The sequence below is a fragment of the Nocardia vinacea NBRC 16497 genome, from assembly GCF_000308835.1.
GTDB lineage: Bacteria > Actinomycetota > Actinomycetes > Mycobacteriales > Mycobacteriaceae > Nocardia > Nocardia vinacea.
Genome location: NZ_BAGN01000427.1, coordinates 1 through 25,587 on the forward strand (window position 1 = coordinate 1; position 25,587 = coordinate 25,587).

Annotated in this window: 28 protein-coding genes; 12 read left to right on the forward strand and 16 right to left on the reverse strand. The window is 64.6% G+C overall.

Features of this window, described 5'->3' with window-relative positions; all coding sequences use genetic code 11:
* The first annotated feature begins 200 nt into the window (after positions 1–200).
* Positions 201–536 carry a histone-like nucleoid-structuring protein Lsr2 gene (locus ON44_RS44830; RefSeq protein ID WP_040701603.1) on the forward strand — a complete coding sequence of 112 codons (336 nt, stop codon included), beginning with the start codon at positions 201–203 and terminating at the stop codon, positions 534–536.
* Positions 537–569: 33 nt separating this feature from the next.
* Here ON44_RS44830 and ON44_RS44835 read toward each other — a convergent pair whose 3' ends face one another.
* Genes ON44_RS44835 through ON44_RS44845 form a run of 3 tightly spaced genes read right to left on the reverse strand, consistent with a single transcriptional unit; the run spans position 570 to position 3,743 of the window.
* On the reverse strand, positions 570–1,394 hold the full coding sequence (locus ON44_RS44835; protein WP_040701517.1) for an HTD2 family dehydratase: 825 nt from the start codon (positions 1,392–1,394) through the stop codon (positions 570–572).
* Positions 1,391–2,554 (reverse strand): CaiB/BaiF CoA transferase family protein, encoded by a 1,164-nt coding sequence (locus ON44_RS44840; RefSeq protein WP_040701604.1) that lies wholly within the window; start codon positions 2,552–2,554, stop codon positions 1,391–1,393. Before ON44_RS44840 ends, ON44_RS44835 begins: the two co-directional genes overlap by 4 nt.
* A 34-nt stretch (positions 2,555–2,588) precedes the next feature.
* Positions 2,589–3,743, reverse strand: a complete 1,155-nt coding sequence (locus ON44_RS44845; protein ID WP_040701519.1) for an acyl-CoA dehydrogenase family protein — start codon at positions 3,741–3,743, stop codon at positions 2,589–2,591.
* 124 nt (positions 3,744–3,867) lie between these two features.
* Between ON44_RS44845 and ON44_RS44850 the strand changes: the two genes are divergently transcribed.
* Positions 3,868–4,818 (forward strand): LysR family transcriptional regulator, encoded by a 951-nt coding sequence (locus ON44_RS44850; protein ID WP_040701605.1) that lies wholly within the window; start codon positions 3,868–3,870, stop codon positions 4,816–4,818.
* A gap of 165 nt (positions 4,819–4,983) precedes the next feature.
* Complete coding sequence (locus tag ON44_RS44855; RefSeq protein ID WP_040701521.1) at positions 4,984–6,462, forward strand: aldehyde dehydrogenase; 1,479 nt, start codon at positions 4,984–4,986, stop codon at positions 6,460–6,462.
* Positions 6,463–6,685: 223 nt separating this feature from the next.
* Here the strand turns inward: ON44_RS44855 and ON44_RS44860 are convergent, their stop codons facing one another.
* Both ON44_RS44860 and ON44_RS44865 read right to left on the reverse strand, forming a co-directional pair.
* Entirely contained in the window at positions 6,686–7,303 is a 618-nt protein-coding gene (locus tag ON44_RS44860; RefSeq protein WP_040701523.1) for a 2'-5' RNA ligase family protein, read from the reverse strand.
* A 268-nt stretch (positions 7,304–7,571) separates the two neighbouring features.
* Complete coding sequence (locus ON44_RS44865) at positions 7,572–7,979, reverse strand: MmyB family transcriptional regulator (RefSeq protein ID WP_040701525.1); 408 nt, start codon at positions 7,977–7,979, stop codon at positions 7,572–7,574.
* On the opposite strand from ON44_RS44865, the gene ON44_RS51210 reads away from it, so the two are divergent.
* The 4 genes from ON44_RS51210 to ON44_RS44885 all read left to right on the forward strand — a co-directional run bounded on the left by ON44_RS51210 (position 7,863) and on the right by ON44_RS44885 (position 11,185).
* A complete protein-coding gene (locus tag ON44_RS51210; protein WP_157187641.1) occupies positions 7,863–8,117 on the forward strand; it encodes a hypothetical protein in 255 nt (84 codons plus the stop codon). The genes ON44_RS44865 and ON44_RS51210 overlap by 117 nt on opposite strands.
* Before the next feature lie 331 nt (positions 8,118–8,448).
* Positions 8,449–9,234, forward strand: coding sequence for a hypothetical protein (locus tag ON44_RS44870; RefSeq protein ID WP_157187642.1), 786 nt, complete (start codon positions 8,449–8,451; stop codon positions 9,232–9,234).
* Positions 9,235–9,315: 81 nt separating this feature from the next.
* Entirely contained in the window at positions 9,316–10,254 is a 939-nt protein-coding gene (locus tag ON44_RS44875) for an IS5 family transposase (protein WP_245567569.1), read from the forward strand.
* Between the two features lie 727 nt (positions 10,255–10,981).
* The gene (locus ON44_RS44885) at positions 10,982–11,185 is read left to right on the forward strand and encodes a hypothetical protein (RefSeq protein WP_040701532.1); all 204 of its coding nucleotides are present in this window, start codon (positions 10,982–10,984) and stop codon (positions 11,183–11,185) included.
* 822 nt (positions 11,186–12,007) lie between these two features.
* Here ON44_RS44885 and ON44_RS44900 read toward each other — a convergent pair.
* Positions 12,008–12,556, reverse strand: a complete 549-nt coding sequence (locus ON44_RS44900) for an NUDIX hydrolase (RefSeq protein WP_245567570.1) — start codon at positions 12,554–12,556, stop codon at positions 12,008–12,010.
* A gap of 100 nt (positions 12,557–12,656) precedes the next feature.
* On the reverse strand, positions 12,657–14,123 hold the full coding sequence (locus ON44_RS44905; RefSeq protein WP_040701535.1) for an MDR family MFS transporter: 1,467 nt from the start codon (positions 14,121–14,123) through the stop codon (positions 12,657–12,659).
* Positions 14,124–14,327: 204 nt separating this feature from the next.
* Here ON44_RS44905 and ON44_RS44910 point away from each other — a divergent pair, with 204 nt between their 5' ends.
* Positions 14,328–15,389 (forward strand): CE1 family esterase, encoded by a 1,062-nt coding sequence (locus ON44_RS44910; protein WP_157187643.1) that lies wholly within the window; start codon positions 14,328–14,330, stop codon positions 15,387–15,389.
* Between the two features lie 8 nt (positions 15,390–15,397).
* On the opposite strand, the gene ON44_RS44915 is transcribed toward ON44_RS44910, so the two are convergent.
* Positions 15,398–15,568 carry a hypothetical protein gene (locus ON44_RS44915; RefSeq protein WP_040701537.1) on the reverse strand — a complete coding sequence of 57 codons (171 nt, stop codon included), beginning with the start codon at positions 15,566–15,568 and terminating at the stop codon, positions 15,398–15,400.
* A gap of 167 nt (positions 15,569–15,735) precedes the next feature.
* On the opposite strand from ON44_RS44915, the gene ON44_RS44920 reads away from it, so the two are divergent.
* A complete protein-coding gene (locus ON44_RS44920) occupies positions 15,736–16,539 on the forward strand; it encodes a hypothetical protein (RefSeq protein WP_157187644.1) in 804 nt (267 codons plus the stop codon).
* Here the strand turns inward: ON44_RS44920 and ON44_RS44925 are convergent, their stop codons facing one another.
* From ON44_RS44925 to ON44_RS44955, 7 genes are all read right to left on the reverse strand, one after another.
* The gene (locus tag ON44_RS44925; protein WP_040701539.1) at positions 16,540–17,517 is read right to left on the reverse strand and encodes a glycine betaine ABC transporter substrate-binding protein; all 978 of its coding nucleotides are present in this window, start codon (positions 17,515–17,517) and stop codon (positions 16,540–16,542) included.
* Complete coding sequence (locus ON44_RS44930) at positions 17,514–18,251, reverse strand: ABC transporter permease (RefSeq protein ID WP_040701540.1); 738 nt, start codon at positions 18,249–18,251, stop codon at positions 17,514–17,516. Before ON44_RS44930 ends, ON44_RS44925 begins: the two co-directional genes overlap by 4 nt.
* On the reverse strand, positions 18,248–19,519 hold the full coding sequence (locus ON44_RS44935) for an ATP-binding cassette domain-containing protein (protein WP_040701541.1): 1,272 nt from the start codon (positions 19,517–19,519) through the stop codon (positions 18,248–18,250). Before ON44_RS44935 ends, ON44_RS44930 begins: the two co-directional genes overlap by 4 nt.
* A complete protein-coding gene (locus ON44_RS44940; protein WP_040701542.1) occupies positions 19,516–20,160 on the reverse strand; it encodes an ABC transporter permease in 645 nt (214 codons plus the stop codon). Before ON44_RS44940 ends, ON44_RS44935 begins: the two co-directional genes overlap by 4 nt.
* A 253-nt stretch (positions 20,161–20,413) precedes the next feature.
* Entirely contained in the window at positions 20,414–20,959 is a 546-nt protein-coding gene (locus tag ON44_RS44945; protein ID WP_040701543.1) for a DUF8020 domain-containing protein, read from the reverse strand.
* A 220-nt stretch (positions 20,960–21,179) separates the two neighbouring features.
* Positions 21,180–21,578, reverse strand: a complete 399-nt coding sequence (locus tag ON44_RS44950; protein ID WP_040701544.1) for a DUF3618 domain-containing protein — start codon at positions 21,576–21,578, stop codon at positions 21,180–21,182.
* A gap of 2 nt (positions 21,579–21,580) precedes the next feature.
* Positions 21,581–22,003 carry a phage holin family protein gene (locus tag ON44_RS44955; protein ID WP_051183401.1) on the reverse strand — a complete coding sequence of 141 codons (423 nt, stop codon included), beginning with the start codon at positions 22,001–22,003 and terminating at the stop codon, positions 21,581–21,583.
* Between the two features lie 533 nt (positions 22,004–22,536).
* On the opposite strand from ON44_RS44955, the gene ON44_RS53645 reads away from it, so the two are divergent.
* The 3 genes from ON44_RS53645 to ON44_RS44965 are packed head-to-tail and all read left to right on the forward strand — an operon-like array spanning position 22,537 to position 25,015.
* Positions 22,537–22,659, forward strand: a complete 123-nt coding sequence (locus tag ON44_RS53645; RefSeq protein WP_281006183.1) for a hypothetical protein — start codon at positions 22,537–22,539, stop codon at positions 22,657–22,659.
* A 23-nt stretch (positions 22,660–22,682) separates the two neighbouring features.
* On the forward strand, positions 22,683–23,795 hold the full coding sequence (locus ON44_RS44960) for a HesA/MoeB/ThiF family protein (RefSeq protein WP_218007782.1): 1,113 nt from the start codon (positions 22,683–22,685) through the stop codon (positions 23,793–23,795).
* On the forward strand, positions 23,777–25,015 hold the full coding sequence (locus tag ON44_RS44965; RefSeq protein ID WP_051183411.1) for a site-2 protease family protein: 1,239 nt from the start codon (positions 23,777–23,779) through the stop codon (positions 25,013–25,015). The genes ON44_RS44960 and ON44_RS44965 overlap by 19 nt, the downstream gene beginning before the upstream one ends.
* 125 nt (positions 25,016–25,140) lie before the next feature.
* Here the strand turns inward: ON44_RS44965 and ON44_RS44970 are convergent, their stop codons facing one another.
* Positions 25,141–25,560: a MarR family transcriptional regulator gene (locus ON44_RS44970; protein ID WP_040701546.1), complete on the reverse strand. Its 420-nt coding sequence runs from the start codon at positions 25,558–25,560 to the stop codon at positions 25,141–25,143.
* Between the last annotated feature and the right edge of the window lie 27 nt (positions 25,561–25,587).

Consider the following 25,587-nt stretch of genomic DNA (forward strand, 5'->3'; position numbering starts at 1 on the left):
TCAACAATCAGGGCGCCGATCGCTGACAATTCACTGAACCGACCGCTTGTCGAAACCGTATCNCCGGGAATGAATCCCAGGACCTGCACACGTCCGGGTTCGATTCGGGGCAGCTTCGATCGTTGTGCGGCCGCTCGTTATGATCACGATCCTCTGCTTACGATCCTCTGCCCGCTGTCCACCCACGAAAAGGAATGCCCATGGCACGCAAGGTCGTTGTGACGCTCGTCGATGACTTCGACGGCAAATCCGCTGCCGAGGAAACAGTGGCCTTCGCCCTCGACGGCGTCGAATACGAGATCGACCTATCCACCATCAACGCCGGCCAGCTGCGCGGCATCTTCGAGCCGTGGACCTCGAGCGCTCGAAAAATCGGCCGCGCGGCCCGGGGCAAGAGCCAGACCTCGCGCACGGCCAACGACCGCGCCCGCACCGTCGCCATCCGCGACTGGGCCCGCGCCAAAGGCATCGCGGTGTCAGCCCGCGGACGGATTTCAGCAGAAGTAGCCCAAGCGTACGAGAAGGCCAACGCCTAGCCGCTGTGCAGCCTGGCGCTGACCACCACGTCGTCAGTCGGCGGGATGCAATATCCCGGTAGCGGTTTGCCGTCCGAAACCGTCCCGCGCGACGGTCGCAAGTGCACCGTCGCGCGGGGTCGCCGAGACGACCAGCCCTTGATGGTCGAACAGCGGTGACCGCAGCCGATAGTCGAAGACCTGGTCACCGGTGTATCCGTGGGCCCGGGCGGCCTCGGCCATGGCCAGGGCCTGCAACGGTCCGTGCACAAGCAGACCGGGATAGCCCTCGACATCGCGGGCGTAGTCGCGGTCGTAGTGGATGCGGTGGCCGTTGTAGGTGAGCGCGGAATACCGGAACAGCAGGGTCGGGGATGTTTCGATGGTCCATTCGTCCTCGGCGGGCGGCACTTTCGCGGCCTGGTCCGGTTCCGGTTCGCTGGTTCCTCCGCTCGCCTCGACGGCGTCGCGGTAGACGATATCCTGCCGTTCGTCCACGACGATTCGATCGCCCTGCAGTATCTGGTGGCCGACCACGACGAAGGTCAACGCGCCGCTGCGCCCCTGTTTCTCTTGTGTGGACAGCACTGTCGTTCGTTTCGTCGCTGATTCGCCGCACACCAGCACACCGCGGGTGCGCACCTGCCCTCCGGCCCACATCCGGCGTCGTCCAGGCCCCGGCGGCGCCGGAACGGTATTGCGAATCGGATGACCATCGGGTCCCAGATCCGACTGTGCGGGGCGTTCCAGCAAATAGATCCAGTGCCACAGCAGCGGAAGCCCCTTGTCGAGCTCGGGCAGTGGCACACCGAGCAGCCCGCTCAGTGCCTCCGCCGGACCGGGCACCAGCAATTCGGTGCGTTCGATCACGTCGGTCATGCTGGCGACTCCTTCGAAACATGTTCTGCCGATACGAATTCCGCGCGCAAGGCCGCGGTGTGCTCACCCAGCCGAGGCACCGCTCCCATCGCCGGTTCCCAGCCGCCCACCACCGGCGGCAGCATGGCCTGCATTACCCCACCGGGTGTATCCACCGGCCGCCAACGATCGCGGGCCGCGAGCTGCGGATGCTCGGTGAACTCGGCCGGTGTGCGCAACCGCGCATTCGCGATACCGGCCTGTTCCAGCAGCTCGATGACCTCATCGGTGCCGAATGCGGCAAATGCCTGCTCCAGCAGCATGGTCAACTCGCCGTCGTGTGCCACCCGATCGGTATTGGTCGCGAACCGCGGATCCTCGATCAGGTCGGTGCGTTCCAGCACCGCGTCGCACAGTGCAGTCCACTCGCGCTCGTTCTGGATACCGAGGAATACGGTGCCGTCGGCGGTGCGGAACGGACCGTATGGCGAGATCGACGGATGTTTCGCCGCAGTGCGGCGCGGTGGTTCGTCGCCGTAGCGGGAGAAATAGGCGGGCTGACTCATCCACTCCCCGAGCGCATCGATCATCGCGACGTGCAGACTCGCCCCGACACCGGTGCGCGCCCGGTCGTAGAGCGCGGTGAGGATGCCGCTGTAGGCATACATCCCGGTGGCGATATCGGCGATCGAGAAGCCCGCTTTGGCGGGCACTTCCGGTGTGCCCGTTGACATCACGAGCCCGGTCTCGCATTGCAGCAACAGGTCGTAGGCCTTCTTGGACCGATACGGACCGTCGGGGCCGTAGCCGGAGATCGAGCAGTGGATCAGCTCGGGCCGGGCCGCGCGCAGCGTTTCGGCATCGAGTCCGAGCCGTTCGGCGGCACCGGGGACCAGGTTCTGCACGAATACATCGGCCCGGGCGATCATCACATCGAGCAGCCGGCGGTCGGCTGGATCCTTGACGTCGAGTTCAACGCTTTCCTTGCCCCGATTGAGCCACACGAAATAGCTCGACTCCCCGTGGACGGTTTGGTCGTAGCGTCGGGCGAAATCGCCGCCACCAGGGCGTTCGATCTTGATCACGCGGGCACCGAGATCGGCGAGCTGGCGGGTCGCGAACGGCGCGGCAACGGCCTGTTCGACCGCGACGACGGTGATGTCTTGGAGAGGGCGGCGCATGCGGTGCCTTCCGGGAACGTCGGTGCCGGACAACTCAGTTGATCCGATTACGGCTGATCAGCTGGCGGGCGATCACACCGCGCTGAATCTCGTTGGTGCCCTCACCGACGATCATCAGCGGCGCGTCGCGGAAGTAGCGTTCCACATCGAATTCGGTGGAATACCCGTAGCCGCCGTGCACGCGCACGGCATTGAGCGCGATCTCCATGGCGGTCTCGGAGGCGAACAGTTTCGCCATACCGGCCTCCATATCGGCGCGCTCGCCCGAGTCGTAGCGGCGCGCCGCGTACTGCACCAACTGGCGCGCGGCGGTCAGTTTCGTCGCCATATCGGCGAGATAGTTGCCGACGGACTGGTGCTGCCAGATGGGTTTGCCGAAGCTTTCCCGTTGCTGGGCATAGCGAATCGAATCCTCCAGCGCAGCCTGACCGACGCCCAGCGCGCGCGATGCCACCTGGATCCGCCCGATCTCCAGGCCGCGCATCATCTGCGCGAAGCCCGCGCCCTCGACCCCGCCGAGCAGCGCCGATGCGGGCACCCGCATATCGTCGAAGGTCAGCTCACAGCTTTCGACACCCTTGTAGCCGAGTTTGGGCAGATCCCGCGACACCGTGAATCCGGGCCCCCTCTCCACCAGCAGAATGCTGATCCCACGATGCGCGGGTTCCGCGGCCGGATCGGTCTTGCACAACAGGGCGACCAGATCCGACCGGCGGGCATTGCTGATCCAGGTCTTGGACCCGTTGACGATGTATTCCTCGCCGATCCGGCGGGCCGTCGTGCGCATCGCCTGTAGATCCGATCCGCCGCCCGGTTCGGTCAGCGCCATGGTCGCACGCAGCTCGCCGGTCGCCATCCGAGGCAGGTAACTGTCCTTCTGCTCCTGAGTTCCGTAGTCCAGCAACAGTTTTGCGACCACCGTGTGACCGCCCATCGCCCCCGCCAGGCTCATCCAGCCGCGCGAGAGCTCCTCGGTGACGGCGGCGTAGCACGGTGTGGACACCTTGGCCGCGCCCCACGGTTCCGGGATGGCCAGCCCGTAGATCCCGAGCTGTTTCATCTGGTCGATCAGCTTCTCCGGGTAGGTGTTCGTATGGTCGAGCTCCTGCGCGACGGGTTTGACCTCCCGGTCCACGAAGTCACGCACCACCGCGACGATCGCGGTTTCTTCCTCGTTGAGCTCGTCCACGACGACTTCCTCTCGACCCTCGGCGATAGACCCACGCACTACCATCATGAGAGTAAATACAGACCTGGGTAAAATGCCGAGTTCTGATACCACTATGCCGGTTCGCGATGCGCAGGAGGAGCGGATGGACTTCAAGCAGTTGAAGGCCATGGTCACGGTGGCCGAGGTCGGCAGCGTCACCAAGGCCGCGGAGTTGCTGCACCTGGTCCAACCCGCCGTCACCCGGCAGATACGGATGCTCGAACAGGAACTCGGTGTCGCACTGTTCGAGCGCACCCGGCAGGGTATGCGCCCGACCGAGGCCGGGACGGTCATGGTCGAGCGGGCGCGGCGGGCCCTGCACGAACTGGATCGTGCCCGCGCCGAACTCCGCCCGGCACCCGGTGTCGTTACCGGGGTGGTCACCGTCGGCCTGCTGGAGAGCGCCGCCGACCTCTTGGCCGAACCACTTGTTTCGGCGCTCGCCCACGATCATCCCGGCATCGAATTGCGTGTGCTCACCGGCTATTCCGGACATCTACAGCGCTGGCTCGACGACGGCGATCTGGATCTGAGCCTGCTGTACAACCTGACCAGCACACCGTCGCTCAATGTCGAACCGCTTGCGCGGGAACGGCTCTGGGTGGTCGCGCCCCCGAGCGCCGATCTGCATACCGACCGTCCCGTCACCTTGGCCGAGGTCGCAACCCATCCGATGGTGATGCCCGCGCCGGGGCATGCGTTGCGCGCCCTCATCGACGGCGCCTCCGCGCGGACGCAGGTGAATTTCGACGTGACCGTCCAGACCAATTCACTGCGCATGCAGAAACTGCTGGTGCTCGGCGGGCACGGCTGGACGATCCTGCCCGGCGTCGGCATTGCCGACGATGTCGCCAGCGGAACGCTCAGCGCCGCACCGCTGTGCGACCCGGAGGTCTGGCGCCTGATCGTCCTCGGCATACCGCGCACCGGCCGCGTACCCGCTGCCGCCGAAGTCGTTGCGGCCGAACTCATCCGCCAGGTACGCACCGCGGTAGCGGAGGGGCGCTGGCCCTCGGCCCGACTCGTCGACCGCAGCGAAACCGCGGCGGATTGACCAGATCGATTGCCGTCGAACGGTTCGGGTCGAGCAGACGCCCATCGCGTCACGCACCAGCGCCATATGCCGTCCGGAAATACAGGCATCAATTCTTTTTATTTCTCAACTGTCTTCATCATCACTCATGATCGGTCGCAGAGTCTTCTGATACCGAGGTTCGCCATGCAGCAGTATCCGATGTTCATCGACGGGCATGACCATCAGCCGATCGGCGGCGAGTGGTTCCCCACCGACAACCCGTATCTCGGCGAACCATGGGCCCGAATCGCCAAGGGCGGCGCCGAGGATGTCGACGTCGCAGTGCAGGCCGCCCACCGGGCCTCGACCTCCGGTCCCTGGCCGGAACTCACCGCGAGCGGTCGCGGCGCACTGCTTCGCCGCCTCGGCGACACCCTCGCCGAGCATGCACACCGACTGGCCGAGCTCGAGGTCCGCGACAACGGCAAATTATTTGCCGAGATGTATGGCCAGCTCAGCTATCTGCCGCAGTGGTTCTACTACTACGGCGGACTGGCCGACAAGATCGAGGGGACAGTGCTGCCGCTGGACAAGATTGGCTACTTCGCCTACACGCGCCATGAGCCCGTCGGTGTCGTCGGCATCATCACGCCGTGGAATTCACCGCTGATGCTGCTGACCTGGAAACTGGCCCCGGCCCTCGCCGCAGGCTGCACAGTGGTGATCAAACCGTCGGAATTCACCTCCGCCTCCACCATCGAGCTGGTCAGGCTGTTCCATGCGGCCGGATTGCCACCGGGCGTGATCAATGTGGTGACCGGCTTCGGCACCGACGTCGGCACCGCCCTCGTCGAGCACCCGCTGGTCCGCAAGATCACCTTCACCGGATCCGATCTCACCGGGCGCGGAATCAACGAGGCCGCGGCCCGCGACCTCAAGCACGTAAGTCTCGAACTGGGCGGTAAATCCCCGAATATCGTATTCGCCGACGCCGACCTCGACGCCGCCGTCAACGGAGTCGTCTCCGGCATCTTCGCCGCCACCGGCCAGACCTGTATCGCCGGATCGCGACTGCTGGTCCAGGACAGCATTCACGACGAATTCGTCGCGCGCGTAGTGGAACTCGCACGTACCGCCCGCATGGGCGATCCCATGTCCGAGAACACCGAGGTCGGCCCGATCACCACACCGGCGCAATACACGAAGGTGCTGGACTACCTTCGGATCGCCGAAAAAGAAGGCGCCACACTGGCTTTGGGCGGAGCACCCGCGACGCGCCCGGAATGCGGCAACGGCTGGTTCATCGAACCGACCATCTTCACCGGCGTCGACAATCGGATGCGCATCGCGCAGGAGGAAGTCTTCGGACCGGTGCTCGCCGTCATCCCGTTTCGCGCCGAAGACGATGCCGTCGCCCTCGCCAACGATGTCCGCTTCGGCCTCGGTGCAGGCGTCTGGACCAGTGATATCGGCCGTGCACTACGCATGGCCGAACGCATTCGCTCCGGCACCGTATGGGTGAACACCTATCGCGCCGTCAGTTTCATGGCACCGTTCGGCGGAGTCAAGGATTCCGGGATCGGCAGGGAAAACGGTATCGATGCCGTCCGGGAATATCTCGAAACCAAGACGGTCTGGATCAATTCCGGTGCGCCCGTGGGAAATCCCTTCGTGATCCGCTGATCCGCCGAGGCCGGTCGCCGATCCGACATGGCGTCGCAGTAGAGGTGAGCTGCGAGCATCTGAGCGACATAGAGATCGACCTCAGACGTGGGCACACGCGGGATCCGGAAAGTATCACCGCGCCACCCATCGGTGAATGATGACGCCGGAGATGTGCCAAGTTCTACGTAGCAGTCACGCGGGCACGGTCAAGCGTCGCCTTCGTCCTATAGCCAGACACTACTCACTCTTTGCGTTTGCCAGATAGCGAGAGGCATGCCACCTCGTCCCATCGGTATTTGCACCCCCGCCGCTCAAGCGCAACCATTGTCACGTCGGAAACCGTGACAGCAACGCCATCGAGCGGCGCGTCTATAGCAGCCGCCGATGCAGCAGCCTCCGCCGAGAGTCCCTCATACATCGGGTAGGCAATCGTCACGTGTGGCGCGGAGGACGAGTCCTTCACCGGAGCATCAGGGAAGGCGGACAGGGTTGCTGCGCGCAGTGTGTCTCGAAGGTTATTGATCTGCTCGGCGGGCGACAGGATAAACCCGATCGCACCACGGAGATTGGTCAGCCGCTCAATCGTCAGGGTGAACGGGGCCTGATCTTCACACGCGCTTCTGGCAGCTTCAGTGATCGAGGCTCGCTGCTCCGGTGTACTCGCACCGTCATGGGCGATCCTGTCGAGCGTGAGGTGAAGGCCGTCATCCGGCGTCAGGTCGAAGAGCCTCGTATCTATCGACTGCTGGCAGTCTTTGGCGGCTGCATGAAGGTCCGGCGCGTGCTCAAAGGTGAGGAACCAGTAGTAGCCAAGCGGACCGATACGTCCCTCACGCGGTCGCCTATCCATGCTGTTCATCGGGAGTATTCACGCTCGTCAGCATGTCCCGGAGCGTGGTCTCATAGTCGGCTACCGGTAACAGGTGTAGTCGACGCGGTTTAGTGATAGAGGTCATGCATTGGTCGCCTACTTCGTGGTGTTGCTCGCATCGATCTCGCCCAGTGTTACCGGACACGACTCGGGCGGGATGGGCTACGTAGGAAGATCAGCGGTCTGATCGCTGATGCTCGCCTCATCAAGACGTTGCGGGCGTGTCGCGCAAACGTGTCGTTATTGGGATCTACGGCTAGATCGGGGGGCCGGAGTAGGGCTTGCGGATTGCTGTGAGGAGTAGGACGTTCTGGGTTTGATTGATGTCGGCGACGCTGAGGCGGTAGGAGGCCGGCTCGCCGGTCGCGGGGTCGCGCACGTGCAGCAAGTCGCTGGTGTCGCGGCCGTAGGAGACCTCGATGCTGGAGAACCACTGGCGGCGGAATTCCTTGATCGGGCGGAGCTGGCGCATGACGTCGTGGGCTTGCTCGGAGTCGCGGTAGCGACCGAGCACGGCTTTGAGTGTGGCCACACTGTAGGCGGATTCGTGCGGCCACCGGACATGGACTGCCTGGGGTGCCGCGCTGAACATCCACACCGGGATGCAGTCGGTTTCCTCCAGGCCGGGTGCCGCCGCTCGAAACGAATCGTTGCAGGCCAGCACATTCCAGAGCGGGTCGACACAGGCCGCGAGGACTTCACGTCGCTCGAGGTCGTCGAGATGGCTGATCAGGTCGACGTTGTTCTGAACGCACTCGCGAAGCTTGTCGGCGGGCGCGAGTTCCTCGGCGGGGGCGCGTAGTTCGCGTAGGTGGCGTGCCTGGATGGAGTTGAGCCCGTAGCCGTTGATGATCTTCTCGAGCGTTTCGAAGGTCGGGGTGTCGGTGTCCTTCTCGATATTGAACAGGGGGCCGCGGCAGGGTCAGGCGGCGCGCAAATGGGCTGAGGCGATGAATATCTCGGCGGTGTCCTCGAGTGCAAGCAGCATAGGATCGGCGTGGCCACGCCATCGGATCTCGAACTTCCCGGCGCGCTTTATCAGCGACTGGTGCCGCGACATAGAACTCCTCCACGCGGATAGCCCTCGGTCGCAGCGGTCAGCCACAACGCGCAACGCAATCAGGACGTGAGCAGTGGCTGAACAGCTTGCACTTCGCCTGAAGGTCTTCGCCTTTGCCGGTTCGACACGCTGTTACCGACGTTCATGGTCAATAGGCCTCGCCACGGACAGCGCCACTGTTGACGCCGAGGCAATCTTGGTGGATCATCTCTCACCGAGAGCGCTGCTCTCTAATAAGATCAATGCTCACGGAGGTATGATGCGTTCTACATTCATCGCCGCGATCTGCTACTCGGCAGCGTGGGTCATCGGGCTGGCGTTCGGTCCGGCCAGCGTCCCTTTAACTGCGACGAACACCGAAATTGCGGCCGCCTACGAGGCTCGGCCTGGTGGGTTCGCAATGCAGTCGTTCTTCGTGCACGGGCTCGCGGGTGTGCTGCTGGCGGTGGTGGTTATCGGGCTGCGTGGTCGATTGACAGGCGTTGCCAAAGACATGGTCACAACGGGAGGTTTGGCAGCAGTGGGCGCCTCTTTGACACAGTTCGGAGTCGAGGTGGCGCTGTCGACCACAGCGACTCCGGTGCTATTCGAGCTAACCACCCGACTGGATGGGCTGAAGATGTTTGCGCTGGCCGGGTTGGCAGTAGGCACGTCGCTGCGGCGCCGCGATGTTGTCGCGTATCTAGGCTTGGCTCTCGCGGCTGCGCTGGCAGTGTCCGGGGTTGGCTATCTAGCGATGTATCAGCCTTTGGCTGACGCCGCATACGTTTCGGGTGTCCTTCTGCTGCTTTGGGTACCGGTGGCCGCCTATCGAGTGCCAATGTCGACTAGGGCGTGTTTCATAAGTGCTGAGGGGTGATCGCCGCTGTCACGGTTGAGGCTGAAAGTCGTTGCCGGAGTGGGTGTGTCGATGCCGTGAGATGGGCGAGGTCTCCGGTAGATGGGTTCAGCGACCAAGCAGAACCTGAATACCGGAGACCTCGTGGCCAGCGTAGCGGTGGCGGGGCGAGCGGATTTGACCGATGCCCAGTGGGCGCGGTTGGAGCCGTTGCTGCCTCGTGGCAAGAAGGCGGGTCGTCCGCCGAAGTGGAGCAAACGCCAGATCATCCACGGGATTCGGTGGCGCACTCGGGTGGGTGCGCCGTGGCGGGATGTGCCGGATCGGTATGGGCCATGGCAGACGGTGTATGGGTTGTTCCGGCGGTGGCAGCGTGCGGGGAACTGGGCGTTGCTGCTGAAGTTGTTGCAGATACTGGCCGATGCGAATGGCGGTATCTGCTGGCAGGTGAGTGTGGACTCGACCATCATGCGGGCCCATCAGCATGCCGCCGGGGCTGTCCGCGATGGCGGCGCTCAGGCCGAGCCGCCGGGTGGGGTCGAGGTCGAGCCGGCCGATCACGCGGTCGGCCGGTCTCGGGGTGGATGGTCGACGAAGCTGCACCTGGCCTGTGAACAGGGTTTGGTGCCGTTGGCGGTCCTGATCACCGGTGGTCAGGCCGGTGACAGTCCGCACTTCACCACGGTGCTGGATGCGGTCTGGGTACCGCGGCTCGGTGGTGGGCGCCCGCGTGTGCGCCCAGACCGAGTGTTGGCGGACAAGGCCTATTCCTCCCGCGCCAACCGCGCTTACCTGGCTCGACGCGGAATCCGGGCCACTTTCCCGGTGCCGGGAGACCAGGTCGGTCACCGGCTCCGGCGCGGCGCGCGAGGTGGTCGGCCGCATGCGTTCGATGCCGAGATCTACCGTGACCGCAACGCGGTCGAGCGTGGCATCAACCGGCTCAAGCAAAACCGCGCGCTGGCAACCAGATACGACAAACTCGCCGTCCGCTTCCTGGCTACCGTCCACATCGCCGCCATCGACCTGTGGCTACGGTGACCCGACTTTCGAAACACGCCCTAGTTGTTGACGGTCGTTGTCTCTAACCCTAGTAAGGCTGCGAAGTCTCGAACTGATCGCCGCATGGCTTCTTGCAGTGCGACTGCTTCAAAGCCGGTCCATGCCCGCCCTCTGACCATTGCCTTACCTTACGATTTGCCGCCTGAACTGGGGAAATACGTACGTCAGACGAACAGTACCCGACCATTACGCGGTCGCGCGTGCCAACGGCCAACGGCCAACGGCCAACGGCCAACGGCCAACGGCCAACGGCCAACGGCCAACGGCCAACGGCCAACGGCCAACGGCCAACGGCCAACGGGCAACGGGCAACGGGCAACGGGCAACGGGCAACGGGCACGGTTATACCGGTGCCCGGTGCCAAGCCGACGCCGTACCCCTCGGGTGGCGCACCCGCCCCGGTGAGCCGGAGCAGGTGGTGAAAACCCTTGGTACTGGGCGCCTTTTGTCGATCCCGGTTGTTCCGCAGGAAGGTGCTCCCCCAATGCTCAACGCGCCCCTCGCTATCCACCAACTCATCACTATGACCCAAGCCGAAACTCACCAAGCACCCGAGCAGCCCTTCACGACCGACCAGGCGCACGCGGTCATGCAGGTCCACATGGCTTGTAGGGCCGAGAAGTGCCCGCGCAAGGCCGCCGCCCTTCAGACGCTGATCACAGCCGGCCGACTTATCCCTTCCGCCAGTAAGCCTCGGTGATACGCCGTGCGACCTCTAGGCCCGCTCCGGCGTATCCGCCACATCCACATCGAATCTGCTGCCCTCACGCTGGATTACCAAGCTTCGGCCGAACAGGCGACGCACGTCGCGGATGAACTGACACAGGGGTTTCCGGAGCTGGTGGTCACGGTCGATGACGATGTGCGCTCCGACATGCCGCCGCTGCCGTGTGCTGACCTCTGGGATTGATCTGCGCCACCGGCCGCGTCCTCATTGCTTCGCCGTTAGAGCATCCGAATCCGAAGGGATACATCACCATGCCCTCGACCGTCCCGAGTATGCCGTCACCGGGATCACCCCAGACGGGCCACTCGCCTTCACGGTGCTACCCGTCGAAACGCGGCCAGATAAGCCGTTGCTCGACAAGGCGACGGATGTCCATCTTTCCGAGCATGGCTGGGCCACTGAGTGGTGATGTGGGATGACGTCAGATCCCTTGGACCACAGCATATTTGTCCACGCGGACGGCAGACTGGCGGAGTTGATGTGCCAGGTGCACCTACTGGAACTAACCCCCGAGCGTGCAAGGGAACTTCGGCACATCCATTGCCTCCATCCCCCGGACGAGTGCATCGTGCATCTGCAAGCTGCTTATCTGCTGCTGGCCGAGGATGACTGAGTTGGCGGCACCGGTCATTTGGATTCTGTGGCCCGGCTCGGTGATATTCACGGCGGTGCTGAGTTACCAGGTAGGGGCGTACTGGAGTTCGACGGACACAGTAGGACGACATCGGGCGGACATGATGCCGAGTCAGGACCCCTGGGACGAGCTGACGGAGTTCTCAGACGAGGACGCCTCGGAGAGCAATCGAGCGCCGGTCGGGGCTACGACTGTCCATTGGTGGAGCGATGAGGACGACACTCAGGTGCTACCTCGGATACAGGATATTCGGCCTTTCACGCGGCACACTCCGATACGGCGGCCTCCGTGGATATGAACCACCACCCTTGTGGACATGGCGCGAATCGAACCCGACTGACGAACACCACCGGCCGGGCGGATTGTCATCGTCACCAGCCGTAGATGGAAAATGGGCGACCACTGACGATGTGCGCCATGGCCGCACGACAGTAATCGATCATGCGATCAGGCGGTTCATCGGCTGAAAACCATTGCAGCTCTGCGCATTTGTCTTGTTCCTGGTTCTCGAGCTCTCCCGTCCAGGAACGCACCGAAAAGAAAAATGCCATTCGTCCGCCGGAGGACGAATTGTGCATGATGTGGGCGAAGTGGACGTCCTCGGGGGCGATGCTGATCCCGATCTCCTCCTTGGCTTCGCGAATCAGGGCGTCGATGACGGATTCGCCAGCTTCCAGGTGGCCGGAGGGCAGGTGCCAGGCGCCGTCCTCGTAGCCGGTGTTCTGGCGCTGGCCGAAGAGCACATCGCTTCCGCGGCGTAGCAGGAGGTGAACGTCGCCAATGACTTTGTGTCGCCGAGTATCTGAGCCATGAGCCTTGGTGGTCGCGTCAGTCATGAAACGAAAATCCCCTTTGTCCATAATCGTTGAGCTGGGGTTTGCGTCAAGGGAGTGCCGGGGCAGGATCAGCCGAATGCCCACCGTGGCATCGGAATATACGTCGGACTCGTCGAACGAGCTGGAGACGCCGAACCCCTGGCCCGCAAAGAACGGACCAGGGGTTCGGCGTGCCGAATTGTGGTCAGCTCTTGACCAATTCGGGGATTGCGGTGTCGGCTTCCTCGGCATCCTCAGGGGCGGCCGCCGCCCGGCTCGGCAGCAGCACAGCCATGACGATCACGACCAGTGCCAGAGCGGCGGAGACCAGGAAGGCCAGGCGCATGCCGTCGAGGTGGGCGGTGATCGGATCGGTGCCGTCGGCGACGAGTCCGGTGCTGCGGGCCGACATCACCGTTACCACCAGGGCGGTGCCGAAGGCTGCGGCGACCTGCTGCAGCGTGCCGAGCATCGAGCTGCCGTGCGAGTACAAGTGCTGTGGGAGCGCGCCGAGCCCGAGGGTGAAGACGGGGGTGAAGGCGGCGGCCAGCGACACCATCAGCAGGATGTGCAGTGCCAGCAACTGCCAGTACGGCATGGACATCGAGATCTGGGTGAATCCGGCCAGCGCCGCGGCGATCCCGACCGAGCCGGGAATGACGAGTACGCGTCCACCGAACCGGTCGAACAGGCGGCCGACCGTCGGTCCGAGCAGACCCATCGCCAGCCCGCCCGGCATCACCAGCAGGCCGGTCTGCAAGGGGCTCAGGCCACGCAGGTTCTGCAGATACAGCGGCAGCAGGATCATCGAGCCGAGCATCGCCATGAACGCGACCGACATCAGCACCAGTGCCTTCGCGTAGGTGCCGGAAAGCAGGACCCGCAGATCCAGCAGCGGGGTGCCGATGCGCTGCAGGCGCAGCTGACGGAATACGAATACGGCGATTAGGGCCGAACCCGCGGCGACGATCAGAGCCGGGCTGGTGAGGTTGTCGCTCTCGAACCGGCTGAGCCCGAATACCAGTCCGCCGAATCCGAGGGCGGCGAGCACCACGCTGGCCGAGTCGATCGCCCCGGCCTGCGGTTCGCCGACGTTCTCCAGTCGCCGCAGACCCAGCCAGGTGACGACCGCGGTAATCGGCAGCACCAGCACGAAAAGCCAACGCCACGAACCGATCTGCAGCACCATCCCGGATACCACCGGGCCGAGGGCGGGCGCCACCGAGATGGCGAGGGTGACATTGCCCATCACCCGGCCGCGGTCCTGTTCGGGCACAACGGTCATGAGTGTGGTCATCAGCAGCGGCATCATTACCGCGGTACCGCCTGCCTGAATGACCCGTCCGAGCAGCAGCACCGCGAACGACGGCGCGACGGCCGACAGCGCGGTACCGGCGAGGAAGACCCCCATCGCCACGGCATAGGCCCGTCTGGTCGATACCCGCTGCAGGAACCAGCCGGTAGTCGGGATGACGGCGGCCATCGTCAACATGAAAGCGGTGGACACCCACTGAGCCGCCCGCTCGGTGACCTCGAGGTCGGCCATCAGCCGCGGGATCGCGTTGATCATGATGGTTTCGTTCAGGATCACCACGAAGGTCGCGAGTACCAGTACCCGGATGACGGTCGGCGTCCGCCCTCCCGAGGCGGGGGCGGAAAGTTCGGCTGACATCGGGGGTACCTCCAGTGCGTCTCGACAGGAATAGGTGTGGCGCGTTGCCGACTCATCGGATCTCGCCACAGTGGTTGAGACGGGACCGGCGGCTCGAATTCATCGGCACGCGACAGTATTGCGGTCGCCACCGACAAGTTCGGTCGCCTTCCACCCATCGACACAGCGCCCCACAGCGGGCACATGGATGAGAACATACCTCTCATGATGAAGAATGATCCTTCCAGCGCGGCTCGAACGGCGCGGCGCCGGATGCGGACGACGAGCACCGCGGCCGCGTTCGTCATGTCGATGACACTCGTATGTGGCGGTAATGCGGCAGGAGCCGACGAGCCGAAAGCCGCCGATCCGGTGGCTTCCGCGGGATGCGCTCTGCCCGCGGTCGCCCCGGGAAACTCCACCGGGCAGTTCGCGGCAGCGGGAAAATCGGGTAGCTACGTCCAAGACGTTCCCGCGGGAACATCAGGCGCGCTACCGGTGGTCTTCGATATCCACGGGTACCTGGAGCCTGCCCAGATCGAACGCGTCGCCACCGGTGTCGGCCAATTCGGAATCGAGCACGGATTCGCGACGATCACCCCGCAACTCGACGAACCCGGTTGGCCGCGCTGGGATTTCAGCGAGAACAGCGACGATGTCGCCTATCTGTCGGAACTGCTGACGCATGTGGAATCGACACTGTGCGTCGATCTGCGGCGAGTGTTCGTCACCGGACTGTCGATGGGTGGCTTCACCACTTCGTCGCTGGCATGTCAGCTCGCGGACCGGATCGCGGCCGTCGCACCGGTGGCCGGACTGCAGGACTTCGCCTGGTGCAATCCGGCGCGTCCGATACCCGTCATCGCGTTCCATGGGACAGCCGACCCGTTCGTCGCCTACACCGGTGGATCCGGTCCCAACGCCCAGTTGCTGCCGTCGGCCGATGGTTCGGGTTCGGCGGCAGGGCGGGGCGGCACCATGCCGAGCGGCGTCAATGGTCCGGGACCGGCGAGCATCCCGACGCAGGCGGCCGCTTGGGCGCACCGCAACGGCTGCGGATCCGAGCCGGAAGAGCACCGGATTGCCGGCGATGTCACCCTGTTCCGCTACCCATGCCCGGTAAACGGCGCCGTCGAGCTATACGCGCTGCTGGGCGGCGGACACACCTGGCCGGGCTCGCCGCCTATCGCCCCCGAACCACTGGTCGGCGCTACCGCATCGATCAGCGCCAATCAGATCATGTGGGATTTCTTCCAGGCCCATCCGCATACCGGCCCCCTCCGGTGAGCGCGGCATCACCGGCGGTACCAGCGACCGCGGGTCCCCGCGGTATCGGCGGACCGGAATCCGAAGCCGAGCGCCCAGATCACCAGGACCGCAATCGCGACCCACCATAGAGCTTTCACTGCGAACCCCACGCCGAACAACACCAGAGCAAGCAGCAGGACCAGCATCAGAGCAACCATTTCTGCTCACCTCCTGCTGCTCGCATACCCGGTGACCAGCACAGATAACGGATTTCGCCGTCGGATCGAGGGTGCTGTCCGCGCCGACGCGCCGGGCTCAACGGCGTATCTCGACGGCTTCGGAGAACAACCCGATTCGCGGCGCCTTCATGAAGTACGGTCAGGCCATGTCCGAGGACTGTGTGGAGCGAGCCGACGTAGCGCAATCCAACACCTACACCTGGGAGGTTATCGGCAACGGTCCGACCGGGAACGCCGTTGTCGACTCCGGTGACGGCGAATTCGGCCTTCCCGATGACTGCACCGGCCGCACGTGCACCAACCACATCGAGGTCGGCACCGCGGTGTTCGACCGGGTCGTCGCAGACATCATGATCGAATACCGAAACGCGGTCCTGGACGCCCGCCTCGAGGACGAACCCGACCCGGACCGGCCGCTGGACCAGGTCACCATCCAGGTCTACGACGGTAACGGCGTCGAAATGCTCTCGGCGACAGCAGTATTGACCTATCCCGTCGTCACCGTCGCGGACACCGAGACCTACCGTAAGCAAGTGGCGCTGGCCGAGAAACGGGAGCGGCGGCGACGTGAACGCCGCGATAAGGCCATCGCCGCGGGAACCGCCGCCCCACGGTCGGGACCGGCCGACCCCAGACTGGCCGGACTCATCCTCAACCTGCGCGTCGAAGCCGACACCGTGCGCGAGGAAGTCCCGGACGCCGACCACTGCCGAGAACAATTGGCATTGGCCCAGAACACCGTACAAGCCGCCACCGAAGCGGCGGCCCGTGCGCGAATAAGCGGCACGCAAGGTGAGTTCGAGCATGCCCACGCCTTTATCCAACGCTGGACACCACGCATAAACCGCTGGGCCGCATTCCTCGAACTGACCACCGAGGCCTATGCCGACGCGGACGCCGTCGACGCCCTCGCCGACCGCATAAGCCTGCAACCCCCGATCGACAATTAGCTATTCGACCAGCTTCTCGCTCTTCAGCCAGTCGTAGGCGACATCGGCGGGATCCTCGCCATCGATATCGACGCGCCCGTTGAGGTCCTGCATCAGCTCGTCGGTTAGGTGTTCGGAAATCGTGCCGAGCAGGGTTCGCAACTGCGGGTAACGGTCGAGGACGACGCCGCGCACGACCGCGGTACCGCTGTAGGGCAGGAAGAACTTCTTGTCGTCGTCGAGGACGACCAGATTCAGGTTCTTGACCCGACCGTCGGTGGTGTAGATCATGCCGAAATTGCACGGCGCGCCCTTGGCCGTCGCCGTGTAGACGACACCGGCGTCCATGCGCGTGACATTGCCGGAAGGAACACCGTTCGGATCGTTGTAGGGAATCCCGTACTTCTGCAGCATCGGAATGAAACCGTCGGAGCGGCTGAAGAATTCGTCGTCGACGCAGAAGGTTCGATCGGGCACCGGGAGCGCGGCGACATCGGATAGCGACTTCACCCGCAGGCGTTCGGCATTCGGCGTCGATGCGCCGAATGCGTATGTGTCATTGAAATTGGCCGGCGGCAACCACTCCAGGTCGTGATCGCGCTTCTCGATGTCATGGACACGCTGCCAGAGTTCCTTCGGATCCGAGATCGTCTCGGTCTCGTTGTGGTAGTTGACCCAACCGGTGCCGGTGTATTCCCAGAGCACATCGGCATCGCCGTTGAGCTGGGCCTGTCGAGACGATGCGGAACCCGGCGCTCCGGTCAGGTCCGTGACGTGAGCGCCCGCCGCGGCCAGGTAGGTCGCGGTAATCTTGCCGAGCAATACCCCCTCGGTGAAGCTCTTCGAGGTGACGACCAGCTTCGCACCGTCCAGTGGCCGCTCACCGCCGGGCAGCCGCGCGTCGTGGAATGTTCCGGACGAACTCACCAGACCACATCCGGTGAGCATCGCCGTTGTCGCGACCAGTGCCGAAACCAGTGTGACCAGTGGCGATCTCATGACACACCTCGCGGAGTCGCGGCCAGTTCGACGAGTCTGCCGAGCCAGTCGATGACCAATGCGAGCAGTCCGACGAGGATCGCGCCGGAGATGAGCAACTTGGGCAGGAAGAGGGTGACACCGGTGGTGATCAGCGTGCCGAGGCTGGTCGCGCCGATGAAGGTGCTCAATGTCGCGGTACCGACCAGGATGACCAGCGCGGTGCGGACACCGTTGAGGATCACCGGCACCGCGAGCGGGAGCTCGACCTGGAACAGTGTCCGCGTGCCCGAGAAGCCGATACCCCGCGAGGCCTCGATCGTGCGCTGATCCACCTGCCGCAGCCCGACGATCGTGTTCTGCAGGATAGGCAGGATCGCGTACACGACGAGACCGACTATCGCCGTGCGGAATCCGGTGCCCAACCAGAAGGTGAACAAGACGAGCAGACCGGCCGCGGGCGCGGCCTGGCCGATATTGGCGATATTGACGACGATGGGCTCGAACCGCTTCAGCGCGGGCCGGGTCAGCGCGATGCCCAATGGAATCGCGACAACGACCACGATCACCGTGGCGACCACGGTCAGCTTGATGTGGGCGAGGATCGTGGTCTGCAGATTGGCCCAGCCGAGGGACGCCCGCTCCGTCGCGGTGAAAGTCGTCGAGCGATACCAGAGGACGTATCCGATGGCGATGACACCGATGACGAGCGGTTCGAACCACACATCGATCGGAATGCGGCGCAGACGATTCATGACTGCCCGGCCGATCCGGGTTCGTCGTCGGCGGCGACCACCGGCGTCGGTTCCGGGTCGGTTCCGTCGACGTATGTCTCGTATGACAGGTCCTCGCCATCGGCGTTCCCCTCGGCGAGTTTGGCCCGAATCACCTCGGTCACCGAGTTGATGCCGAGCGAGCCGACCACCGCGCCGCGGCCGTCGGTGACGAGCGCGGCACCTTGGCTGGTCGCGAGCATGGCGTCGAGCGCGTCATTGAGGGTCGAGGATCGCGCGACGACAGGCAACCGCCGGTCGAGAAAGTCGGAGACCTCCGGTTTGGTCGCGACCTCCGTGAGCGAGGGCCACGACCGCGGCCGCCCCGCCTCGTCGACGACGACTATCCAGGTGTGTCCGGCGGCCTTCGCACGTTCGATCACCCCTTGCGCCGACTCCCCCACCCGAGCGGTGATCACCTTGTCATAAGCGACATCGCGCACCCGCGAGACAGTCAGATAGGCCAGCTTCGCGCCGGATCCGACGAATTCCTCCACGAACGGTGTGGCCGGATCGGTGAGGATCTCTTCCGGGCGCGCGTACTGCTCGACGTGACCGCCTTCGGACAGGATGAGCACCTTGTCGCCGAGCTTGGTGGCCTCCTCGAAGTCGTGCGTGACGATCACGATGGTCTTACCGAGTTCGTGCTGGATCGCGATCAGACTGTCCTGCAGGCGAACCCGGGTAATCGGATCGACCGCGCCGAACGGCTCGTCCATGAGCAGCACCGGCGGGTCGGCGGCGAGCGCACGGGCGACGCCGACCCGCTGCTGCTGTCCGCCGGACATATCCTTGGGCAGCCGGTCGGCGAAGGTGCCCGGATCGAGACCGACCAGATCGAGCAGATACTCGGTCCGTTCGGCGATCCGCTTCTTGTCCCATCCGAGCACCCGCGGGATGGCGCCGACGTTCTTGGCTACTGACCAGTGCGGGAACAGCCCGCCGGACTGGATGACATATCCGATCGACTGCCGCAGTTTGTCCGGATCTTCCCTGGTGACATCGCGGCCGCCGATGAAGATCCGGCCTTCGGTCGGCTCGATCAGCCGGTTGATCATCTTGAGTGTGGTCGTCTTGCCACAGCCGGACGGGCCGACGAACGCGACGATATCGCCCGCGTCGATGTCCAGATCGAGCCGCTCGACCGCCGGTTTCTCCTGGCCCCTGTAGCGCTTGACAACCGAATCCAGCTTGATGGACGCACCGGTGACATTGCGCTCCGGTTCGGTCGGAGCGGGTTGGCTGGTCATGAGAGTCCCTTTGCGATCGTGAGGCGTCCGAGCAGGACGAGGAGCGCGTCGAACACCAACGCGATGAGGACGATGAGAATCGTGCCCGTCAGCGCCATTTCGAGCGCGTTCGCCCCGCCGAGCCGCGAAAGGCCGTTGAAGATCAGCGATCCGAGGCCGGGTCCGAGAACATAGGCGACGATGGCGGCAACGCCGACGATCATCTGGGTGGACACCCTGATACCGGTGAGGATTACCGGCCAGGCAATCGGCAATTCGACGGTCAGCAGAATGCGCCATCGCGAAAAACCGATCCCGCGTGCGGATTCGACGACCGACGCAGGCACCGACTGCAGGCCCACGATCGCATTGCCGATCACGGGCAACGCCGCGAAGAACGCCAGCATGATGAACGACGGGACCACGCCGAGTCCGAACGGGACCAACAGCAGCGCCAACAGCGCGAGCGAAGGAATCGTCAGCGCGACCCGGCTCGAGGTCAGCGAAAGCGCGGACAACAGCGGAAGCCGATAGACCGCCACCGCGATGAGGACAGCGACGACAGTCCCGACCAGCACCGTCTGAAACGCCAGGGAGGCATGCTGATACGTCAGGAACGCCAGAACCTCGCCCCGCCCGCGGATGTAGCTCCACAAATGCACGGAATTCCCATCGTCAGCCGAAGACCGATCGGTACCTGTCTGCGCGCAGTAACCAGACGCACGAATTGTCAAGACTAAACGAAACTGCCGCTCGGTGCCGTACGGCACGCGGCGGCGAATGGCTCACGGTATCAGTGGGACTCGCCGTAGGCGCGTGGGAAAATATCGGAGGTGGGCTGACAGACGCGGGTCCCTGTGTGCCGCTGCTGTTCGGTAGCGGCACACAGAGACTCGAAGCGCTTGTGATCCGGAATCAGGGGGTGGAGTAGCCGATCAGGGCGCCGATGCCCGCGCCGATCGGGATGGTGACGAGGGCACCGACACCACCGAGGAAGAAGCCGATCACCGCGCCGATCCCGGCGCCGATGAGCGCGCCGATCCCGGCGTTGTACTGCTTGCGGGCGATCGTGTCGGAGGCCTCATCGATTGCCTGCGCAGTCCGCGTGGTGTCGGATTGCGCTGTGAGGGTGAGGGTTCGGCCGTCATTGGCGATCTCCGGTGTCAGGGCGACGGTCCCGGCCGCGGTCTGCAGCCCCAGCGGAATCGAGGTCACCGCGTTGCCCGCGGCGTCGGTGAGGGTGATCGAAAGAGCATCGGCGGCCACGGTGAACCGTCCGGCCTCGACAGTGGTGCTGACTGCGCGGCGGTCTGCTGTCGGTGCGGTGATGAAGTTGATGCCGTGATCGGTCGCCTGCACGGTGGTGTCGGTTGCTACCGGCTGGGCCTGCACGGCGCCTGCGGTGATGCCGGTCGCACCGATCGCGAGCAGGGCGGTGGCGGCGAACTTGGTGGCGCTCATAGTTTTCCCCACATTTCATCGGCTGTCACGCGCCGACACGTCCCTGAAAGCCCGTGCCGGGCCACGTGATTCAGTCGACCACATCTGTGATCGAAAGGTAATAGTACCGTCCGGGAGCAACCCCTGCGGGCTGCTACTCGGACAGTCCTGGTGCCGAACATGTTGCCGCCCAACATCTCCGGCAGCGCAACGGGTCAGCAGACGGTGCGGGGTTCGCAGGTCACCGCCGATGACGACGGCGGCGCGATAGCCGTTTTTCGCCCAGGTTGCGACGGTCACGCAGTATGAGCCAGGTCACCAAGGCGGCGACCGCGACGGTCACCGCGGCGGCGACAGGCACCGGGCGACTGCGCGTCACCGCGGCGAACTGGACGGCGCGGTCTTGCGTTGCGGCGCCGGCTTTCTCACGCTTCTCCCGCACGGCTTCGGCCGCATGATGAACTTTGGCGCGGGCGTTGTCCACGGTGTGATGCAGTTCTGCCTCGACTCTGCCCTTCACATCGAGCTTGCCGGTCAGTTCGGCCATGGTCTGTCCCAGCTCTTGTCTGGCAAGGTCGCGATCGGCGCGCAGCAGTTCCGCCTCGAGCGATCCGACCGAGGGCTTGATCTCATCACTCATCGCTATCCTCCGCTCCTGATCACATGGATGTCTTGCTGTACTCCGGTGATCGCCTCCTGCGGGACCGGCGGGACCGCCTTCTGCAGGTCCTTCTTGCCGATGGCGGCCAGGGCACTGCCGACGAGGAGCAGTACCGCTCCAACAATCAGCGCGGCGGCCCAGCCCGACAGCGGGCCCGCGAGGGCGATGATCACCGCCGCGATGACGGCGGCACCGCCGTAGCACGCCGCGAGCGCACCGGCACCGGTCACAACCGCGCCGCGCCCCAGACGTTTGCCTTTGCTTTGCACTTCGAGTTCCGCGAGCTTGATCTCGTCCCGGATCAGGCGGGCCATTTGCTCGGTCGCATCGTTGACGAGCTCGATGATCGACCGTGTCTCCGTGGGCGACGTCTCGATATACGACCCGGTGGGTGTTTCGGTCATGGCGATTCCTAGGTATTCGGGGAACAGCTCCAGATATGTCCGAGTTGGCCCGCTTTGCGACTTTCAAACCCACGAGGGCCGTATCGTCCAAGTGGTGGGGCCACGACGCCCGACGCGGGCACCAGGATGGTTCCACCCGGGCGCGGATCCATGCCGGATATCGGCTCGCCGCAGAGCACGGCACCAGATCGCCCGGCAAGGTGGTCGGCGGCTGGCACGGCCCGACCGTTTCGGGCAGCTCGCACAGCCGCCATACGCCGAAATCGCTTCCCACCCTTGGGATTACCGTCGTTGACAGCCACGCACCGAGCGGCGAACCATCGAATCGTCAGTCACCCGTCTCGGGTGTGCACGTATCCGATGATACGGAGTGTGGTCATGGCGAAAGCAGTCGACAAGACCCCCGTTCGTCCGGCGGTCGACCGGTCCGCGGCTATCACGATCCGTCTGCTCGACACGAAGGGAAACCACGGGCAGCAGTTCGATGAGCGGTGATCAACTCCGTCATCCGGTTTTCGATGGAAGGATTTCCGATGAAGAACGAGCGTGAGAAGGCACCTGCTGAATCCACGGCCGAGAAGCGCGCGGCCATTGTGATCCGGCCGCTGGACAAGAAGGAGACCACCGGCGACAGCGGCGGTAATGGCGGCAATTAGCAGTTGTATGCCTGGTAGGCCGGATGCGCGCTGAACAGATGCTGCGGCCACGGATCAAACCGGAACACGGTCGATATGTCACGATCGACGGCAATATCAGGATCGGTGCCACGGTCCACGGCCTCGGAGTGGAAATCGAAGATCCGGATGGCTGGGTGCGGGTTCTGATCGGCGCACTGGATGGCACCAGATCGCCCGACGAGATAGTCGACGTGGTGCTGTCCGATTATCCGGGAGTGCCCGCGGCCGACGCGATGCAACAGTTGTCGGACGCGGGCTTCCTGGAAGATGCCGGTGCTCCGGTGCCGGTGGAATTGTCGGAGCAGGAGCGGGAGCGCTATTCGCGCGGTGTGGCGTTCTTTCGCTGGATCGACCGAACAGCTCGGGCGAGCGCCTGGGACGTGCAACTTCGACTGCGCCGGTCCCGCGTTCTGCTCATCGGTGTCGGTGGAACCGGCGGGATCGTGGCGCAGGGCCTTGTTGCCTCAGGTGTCGGGCAACTGCATTGCGTCGACGCCGACGTGGTCGAGCTTTCCAATCTCAATCGCCAGATCCTGTTCCGGGAGAACGATATCGGCAGATCGAAGGTCGAGGCCGCGGTCCAGCGGTTGCGCGCGCTCAACTCCAATGTGCGGGTGACGGGCGAACAGCGGCGGATAACAGAGCAGTCCGACCTGGCCGAACTGCTCGAACCCGGATACGACCTGCTCGCCCTGTGCGCTGACCAGCCGCGCACGATCCGCCGATGGGCCAACCGGGCGTGCCTGGCCGCGGGCGCGCCCTGGGTGGTCGGCGGCTATCACGGTCCGACCGTGTCGGGCAGCCTGCACGGCCCCGGGCAGAGTGCCTGCTGGGAATGCCTGCACGATCACCTAGTCGAACAGGCAGATATGCGGCTGCCTCCTGAGACAACGCTGGAAAGCCTTGCGCCACAACTGCCCTGGCATCCGGTCAATATCGTATCGGCGACCCTCACCGGCACTCTCCTCACGCATTTCGCGCTCGCGACGCTGACCGGTGCCCCGCCGATCGAGCCAGGGTTCCGCTATGACGCGAATCTGGTGCGTCTTGATGCGTCCGTGCCCGACCGCATTACCTCTCGGCCGGAATGCCCGGCATGCGGCAGCGCGCAGTGACCGACGCACACACGGCTGTCACCCCGCGACCTGCCAGTCGAATCCGACTGCACGACTTCGCGACTCGGCCCGATCGCGACGAGTGGATCGTCGGCCGTTTCGAGACTCGGCAGTTCGTCGCCCTCCCGCGGGAAGGGGTGACCGCACTGGAACTGCTGCGAGCCGGTCACACCATCGAACAGGCAGCCGAGCGGCTGGCCGACGCCGAGGGACGCGAGTTCGATGTGCTGTCCTTCGTCGAGGCGCTGGTGGAGCTGGATTTCGTGGCCGAGGTCGACGGGCGGCCGGTGCCGTGCGCCCCGCCGCGACCGGCATCGTTTCCGTGGATACGCCCCGAGCATGCGCGCTTCGCGCTGAGCCCGGTCTTTCCAGTGCTGTTCGCCTGTCTTATGGTTGGCGCCGTCGCGACACTCGTCGGTCGGCCCGACTTGCTGCCGAGTTTCCATAACCTGCTCTGGAGTCCAGAAGGCAGCGTCGTGCTCGCGCTCAGCGTCACCGCGGGCTGGTCGCTGGTATTCGTCCACGAGCTGGCACATTTCGTCGTCGCGCGGGCGACCGGCGTGCACGCCCGGATCCAGCTGGGTACGCGCCTGCAGTTCCTGGTGGCCGAAACCGATATCAGCGGAATCGAACTCGCACCACGGCGGCATCGGCTCACCGCCTATCTGGCCGGTATGTCGACAAACTTCTCGGTCGCGGCCGTCGCCGTGATATTCGCCGCTGCGACCGCCCAGGGCACGACGCCGCACCGGATTCTGGCCGCGATCGTCGTGATCGCATTGCTGCCCTTGCCGTTTCAGTTCATGGTGTTCATGCGCACGGACATCTATTTCGTGCTGCAGGACCTCACCTCATGCCGCGACCTGTACGGCGACGGCCTCGCATATGCACGCTATCTCGTAAACCGGCTGCGACGTAGCATCTTTCGCCGCTCCGGCACGGCAGAAGATCCCAGCTGCCACCTGCCATCGCACGAACGCCGCGCGGTACGCGTCTACAGCATCGTCCTCGTCCTCGGAACCGTCCTGTGTCTGACCGCGATGGTGACCTTCACCCTCCCCGCCGATCTCACCTTGATCTACCGCGCCATCGACAGACTGGGACCGAGCCATCCGGTAGCGACCAACCTCGACAGCGTTGTCGTGCTACTCATCCTCGGCACCCTCCACGCCGTATGGGGCGTGACCTGGTGGCGACGGCACCGTGCGAAGCGGCAGTAGGACGCGCCCCTCGCCGTCGACGCGCGCCAGAGTCCGGCTCCCGAGCGCATCACCGAAGTCGGTAGCGATCCAGGAACAGCGAACCTGTCACCCAGCGACACACACCCGCCTGAACTTCAGCAGATTCAGCGGCTCTCGGCGAGTGCGGTCACCGAATCCGTGATCAGAGCGACGAGCCTCGCGCGGTTCGCGCGGGGCACTCGAGCACCCAGCTCCGCCGCCAGGGCGGACCGGAAGTCCTCGCGGATCGCGGCGCCCTGTTCGGTCAGGACGGCTCGGGTGATGCGGCGATCATCGGGATCGGTCTCCCGGGCGACGAAACCGCGTCGCGCCAGTCGATCCACCATGCCGGTCACATTCGTCTTGTCGCAGCCGAGCAATACCGCCAGTTCACCGAAAGATGGTCGGCGGCCGGATAGCAGGCATAGCAGTTCGACCTGTTGCACGGTAAGTCCGAACCGGCGCGATATGACGCCGTAGAGCACGCCCACCTCGCGATACAGCGCGGCGAAGGCGGCGGCCAGGTCCGGATCCTCCGAGGTCATGGCCAATAGTTTAGATGATCGACAGTT

Bases quoted from the DNA above. Each gene is read 5' to 3' on its own strand.
- ON44_RS44850 (WP_040701605.1), top strand. From the start codon at position 3,868: ATGGACTTCAAGCAGTTGAAGGCCATGGTCACGGTGGCCGAGGTCGGC.
- ON44_RS44915 (WP_040701537.1), bottom strand. From the start codon at position 15,568: ATGGTTGCTCTGATGCTGGTCCTGCTGCTTGCTCTGGTGTTGTTCGGC.
- ON44_RS44970 (WP_040701546.1), bottom strand. From the start codon at position 25,560: ATGACCTCGGAGGATCCGGACCTGGCCGCCGCCTTCGCCGCGCTGTAT.
- ON44_RS44955 (WP_051183401.1), bottom strand. From the start codon at position 22,003: ATGACCGAAACACCCACCGGGTCGTATATCGAGACGTCGCCCACGGAG.
- ON44_RS44860 (WP_040701523.1), bottom strand. From the start codon at position 7,303: ATGAACAGCATGGATAGGCGACCGCGTGAGGGACGTATCGGTCCGCTT.
- ON44_RS44840 (WP_040701604.1), bottom strand. From the start codon at position 2,554: ATGCGCCGCCCTCTCCAAGACATCACCGTCGTCGCGGTCGAACAGGCC.
- ON44_RS44855 (WP_040701521.1), top strand. From the start codon at position 4,984: ATGCAGCAGTATCCGATGTTCATCGACGGGCATGACCATCAGCCGATC.
- ON44_RS44830 (WP_040701603.1), top strand. From the start codon at position 201: ATGGCACGCAAGGTCGTTGTGACGCTCGTCGATGACTTCGACGGCAAA.
- ON44_RS53645 (WP_281006183.1), top strand. From the start codon at position 22,537: ATGAAGAACGAGCGTGAGAAGGCACCTGCTGAATCCACGGCCGAGAAG.
- ON44_RS44925 (WP_040701539.1), bottom strand. From the start codon at position 17,517: ATGAGATCGCCACTGGTCACACTGGTTTCGGCACTGGTCGCGACAACG.
- ON44_RS44910 (WP_157187643.1), top strand. From the start codon at position 14,328: ATGATGAAGAATGATCCTTCCAGCGCGGCTCGAACGGCGCGGCGCCGG.
- ON44_RS44930 (WP_040701540.1), bottom strand. From the start codon at position 18,251: ATGAATCGTCTGCGCCGCATTCCGATCGATGTGTGGTTCGAACCGCTC.
- ON44_RS44960 (WP_218007782.1), top strand. From the start codon at position 22,683: ATGCGCGCTGAACAGATGCTGCGGCCACGGATCAAACCGGAACACGGT.
- ON44_RS44920 (WP_157187644.1), top strand. From the start codon at position 15,736: ATGTCCGAGGACTGTGTGGAGCGAGCCGACGTAGCGCAATCCAACACC.
- ON44_RS44875 (WP_245567569.1), top strand. From the start codon at position 9,316: ATGGGTTCAGCGACCAAGCAGAACCTGAATACCGGAGACCTCGTGGCC.
- ON44_RS44945 (WP_040701543.1), bottom strand. From the start codon at position 20,959: ATGAGCGCCACCAAGTTCGCCGCCACCGCCCTGCTCGCGATCGGTGCG.
- ON44_RS44835 (WP_040701517.1), bottom strand. From the start codon at position 1,394: ATGACCGACGTGATCGAACGCACCGAATTGCTGGTGCCCGGTCCGGCG.
- ON44_RS44950 (WP_040701544.1), bottom strand. From the start codon at position 21,578: ATGAGTGATGAGATCAAGCCCTCGGTCGGATCGCTCGAGGCGGAACTG.
- ON44_RS44935 (WP_040701541.1), bottom strand. From the start codon at position 19,519: ATGACCAGCCAACCCGCTCCGACCGAACCGGAGCGCAATGTCACCGGT.
- ON44_RS44905 (WP_040701535.1), bottom strand. From the start codon at position 14,123: ATGTCAGCCGAACTTTCCGCCCCCGCCTCGGGAGGGCGGACGCCGACC.
- ON44_RS44965 (WP_051183411.1), top strand. From the start codon at position 23,777: ATGCGGCAGCGCGCAGTGACCGACGCACACACGGCTGTCACCCCGCGA.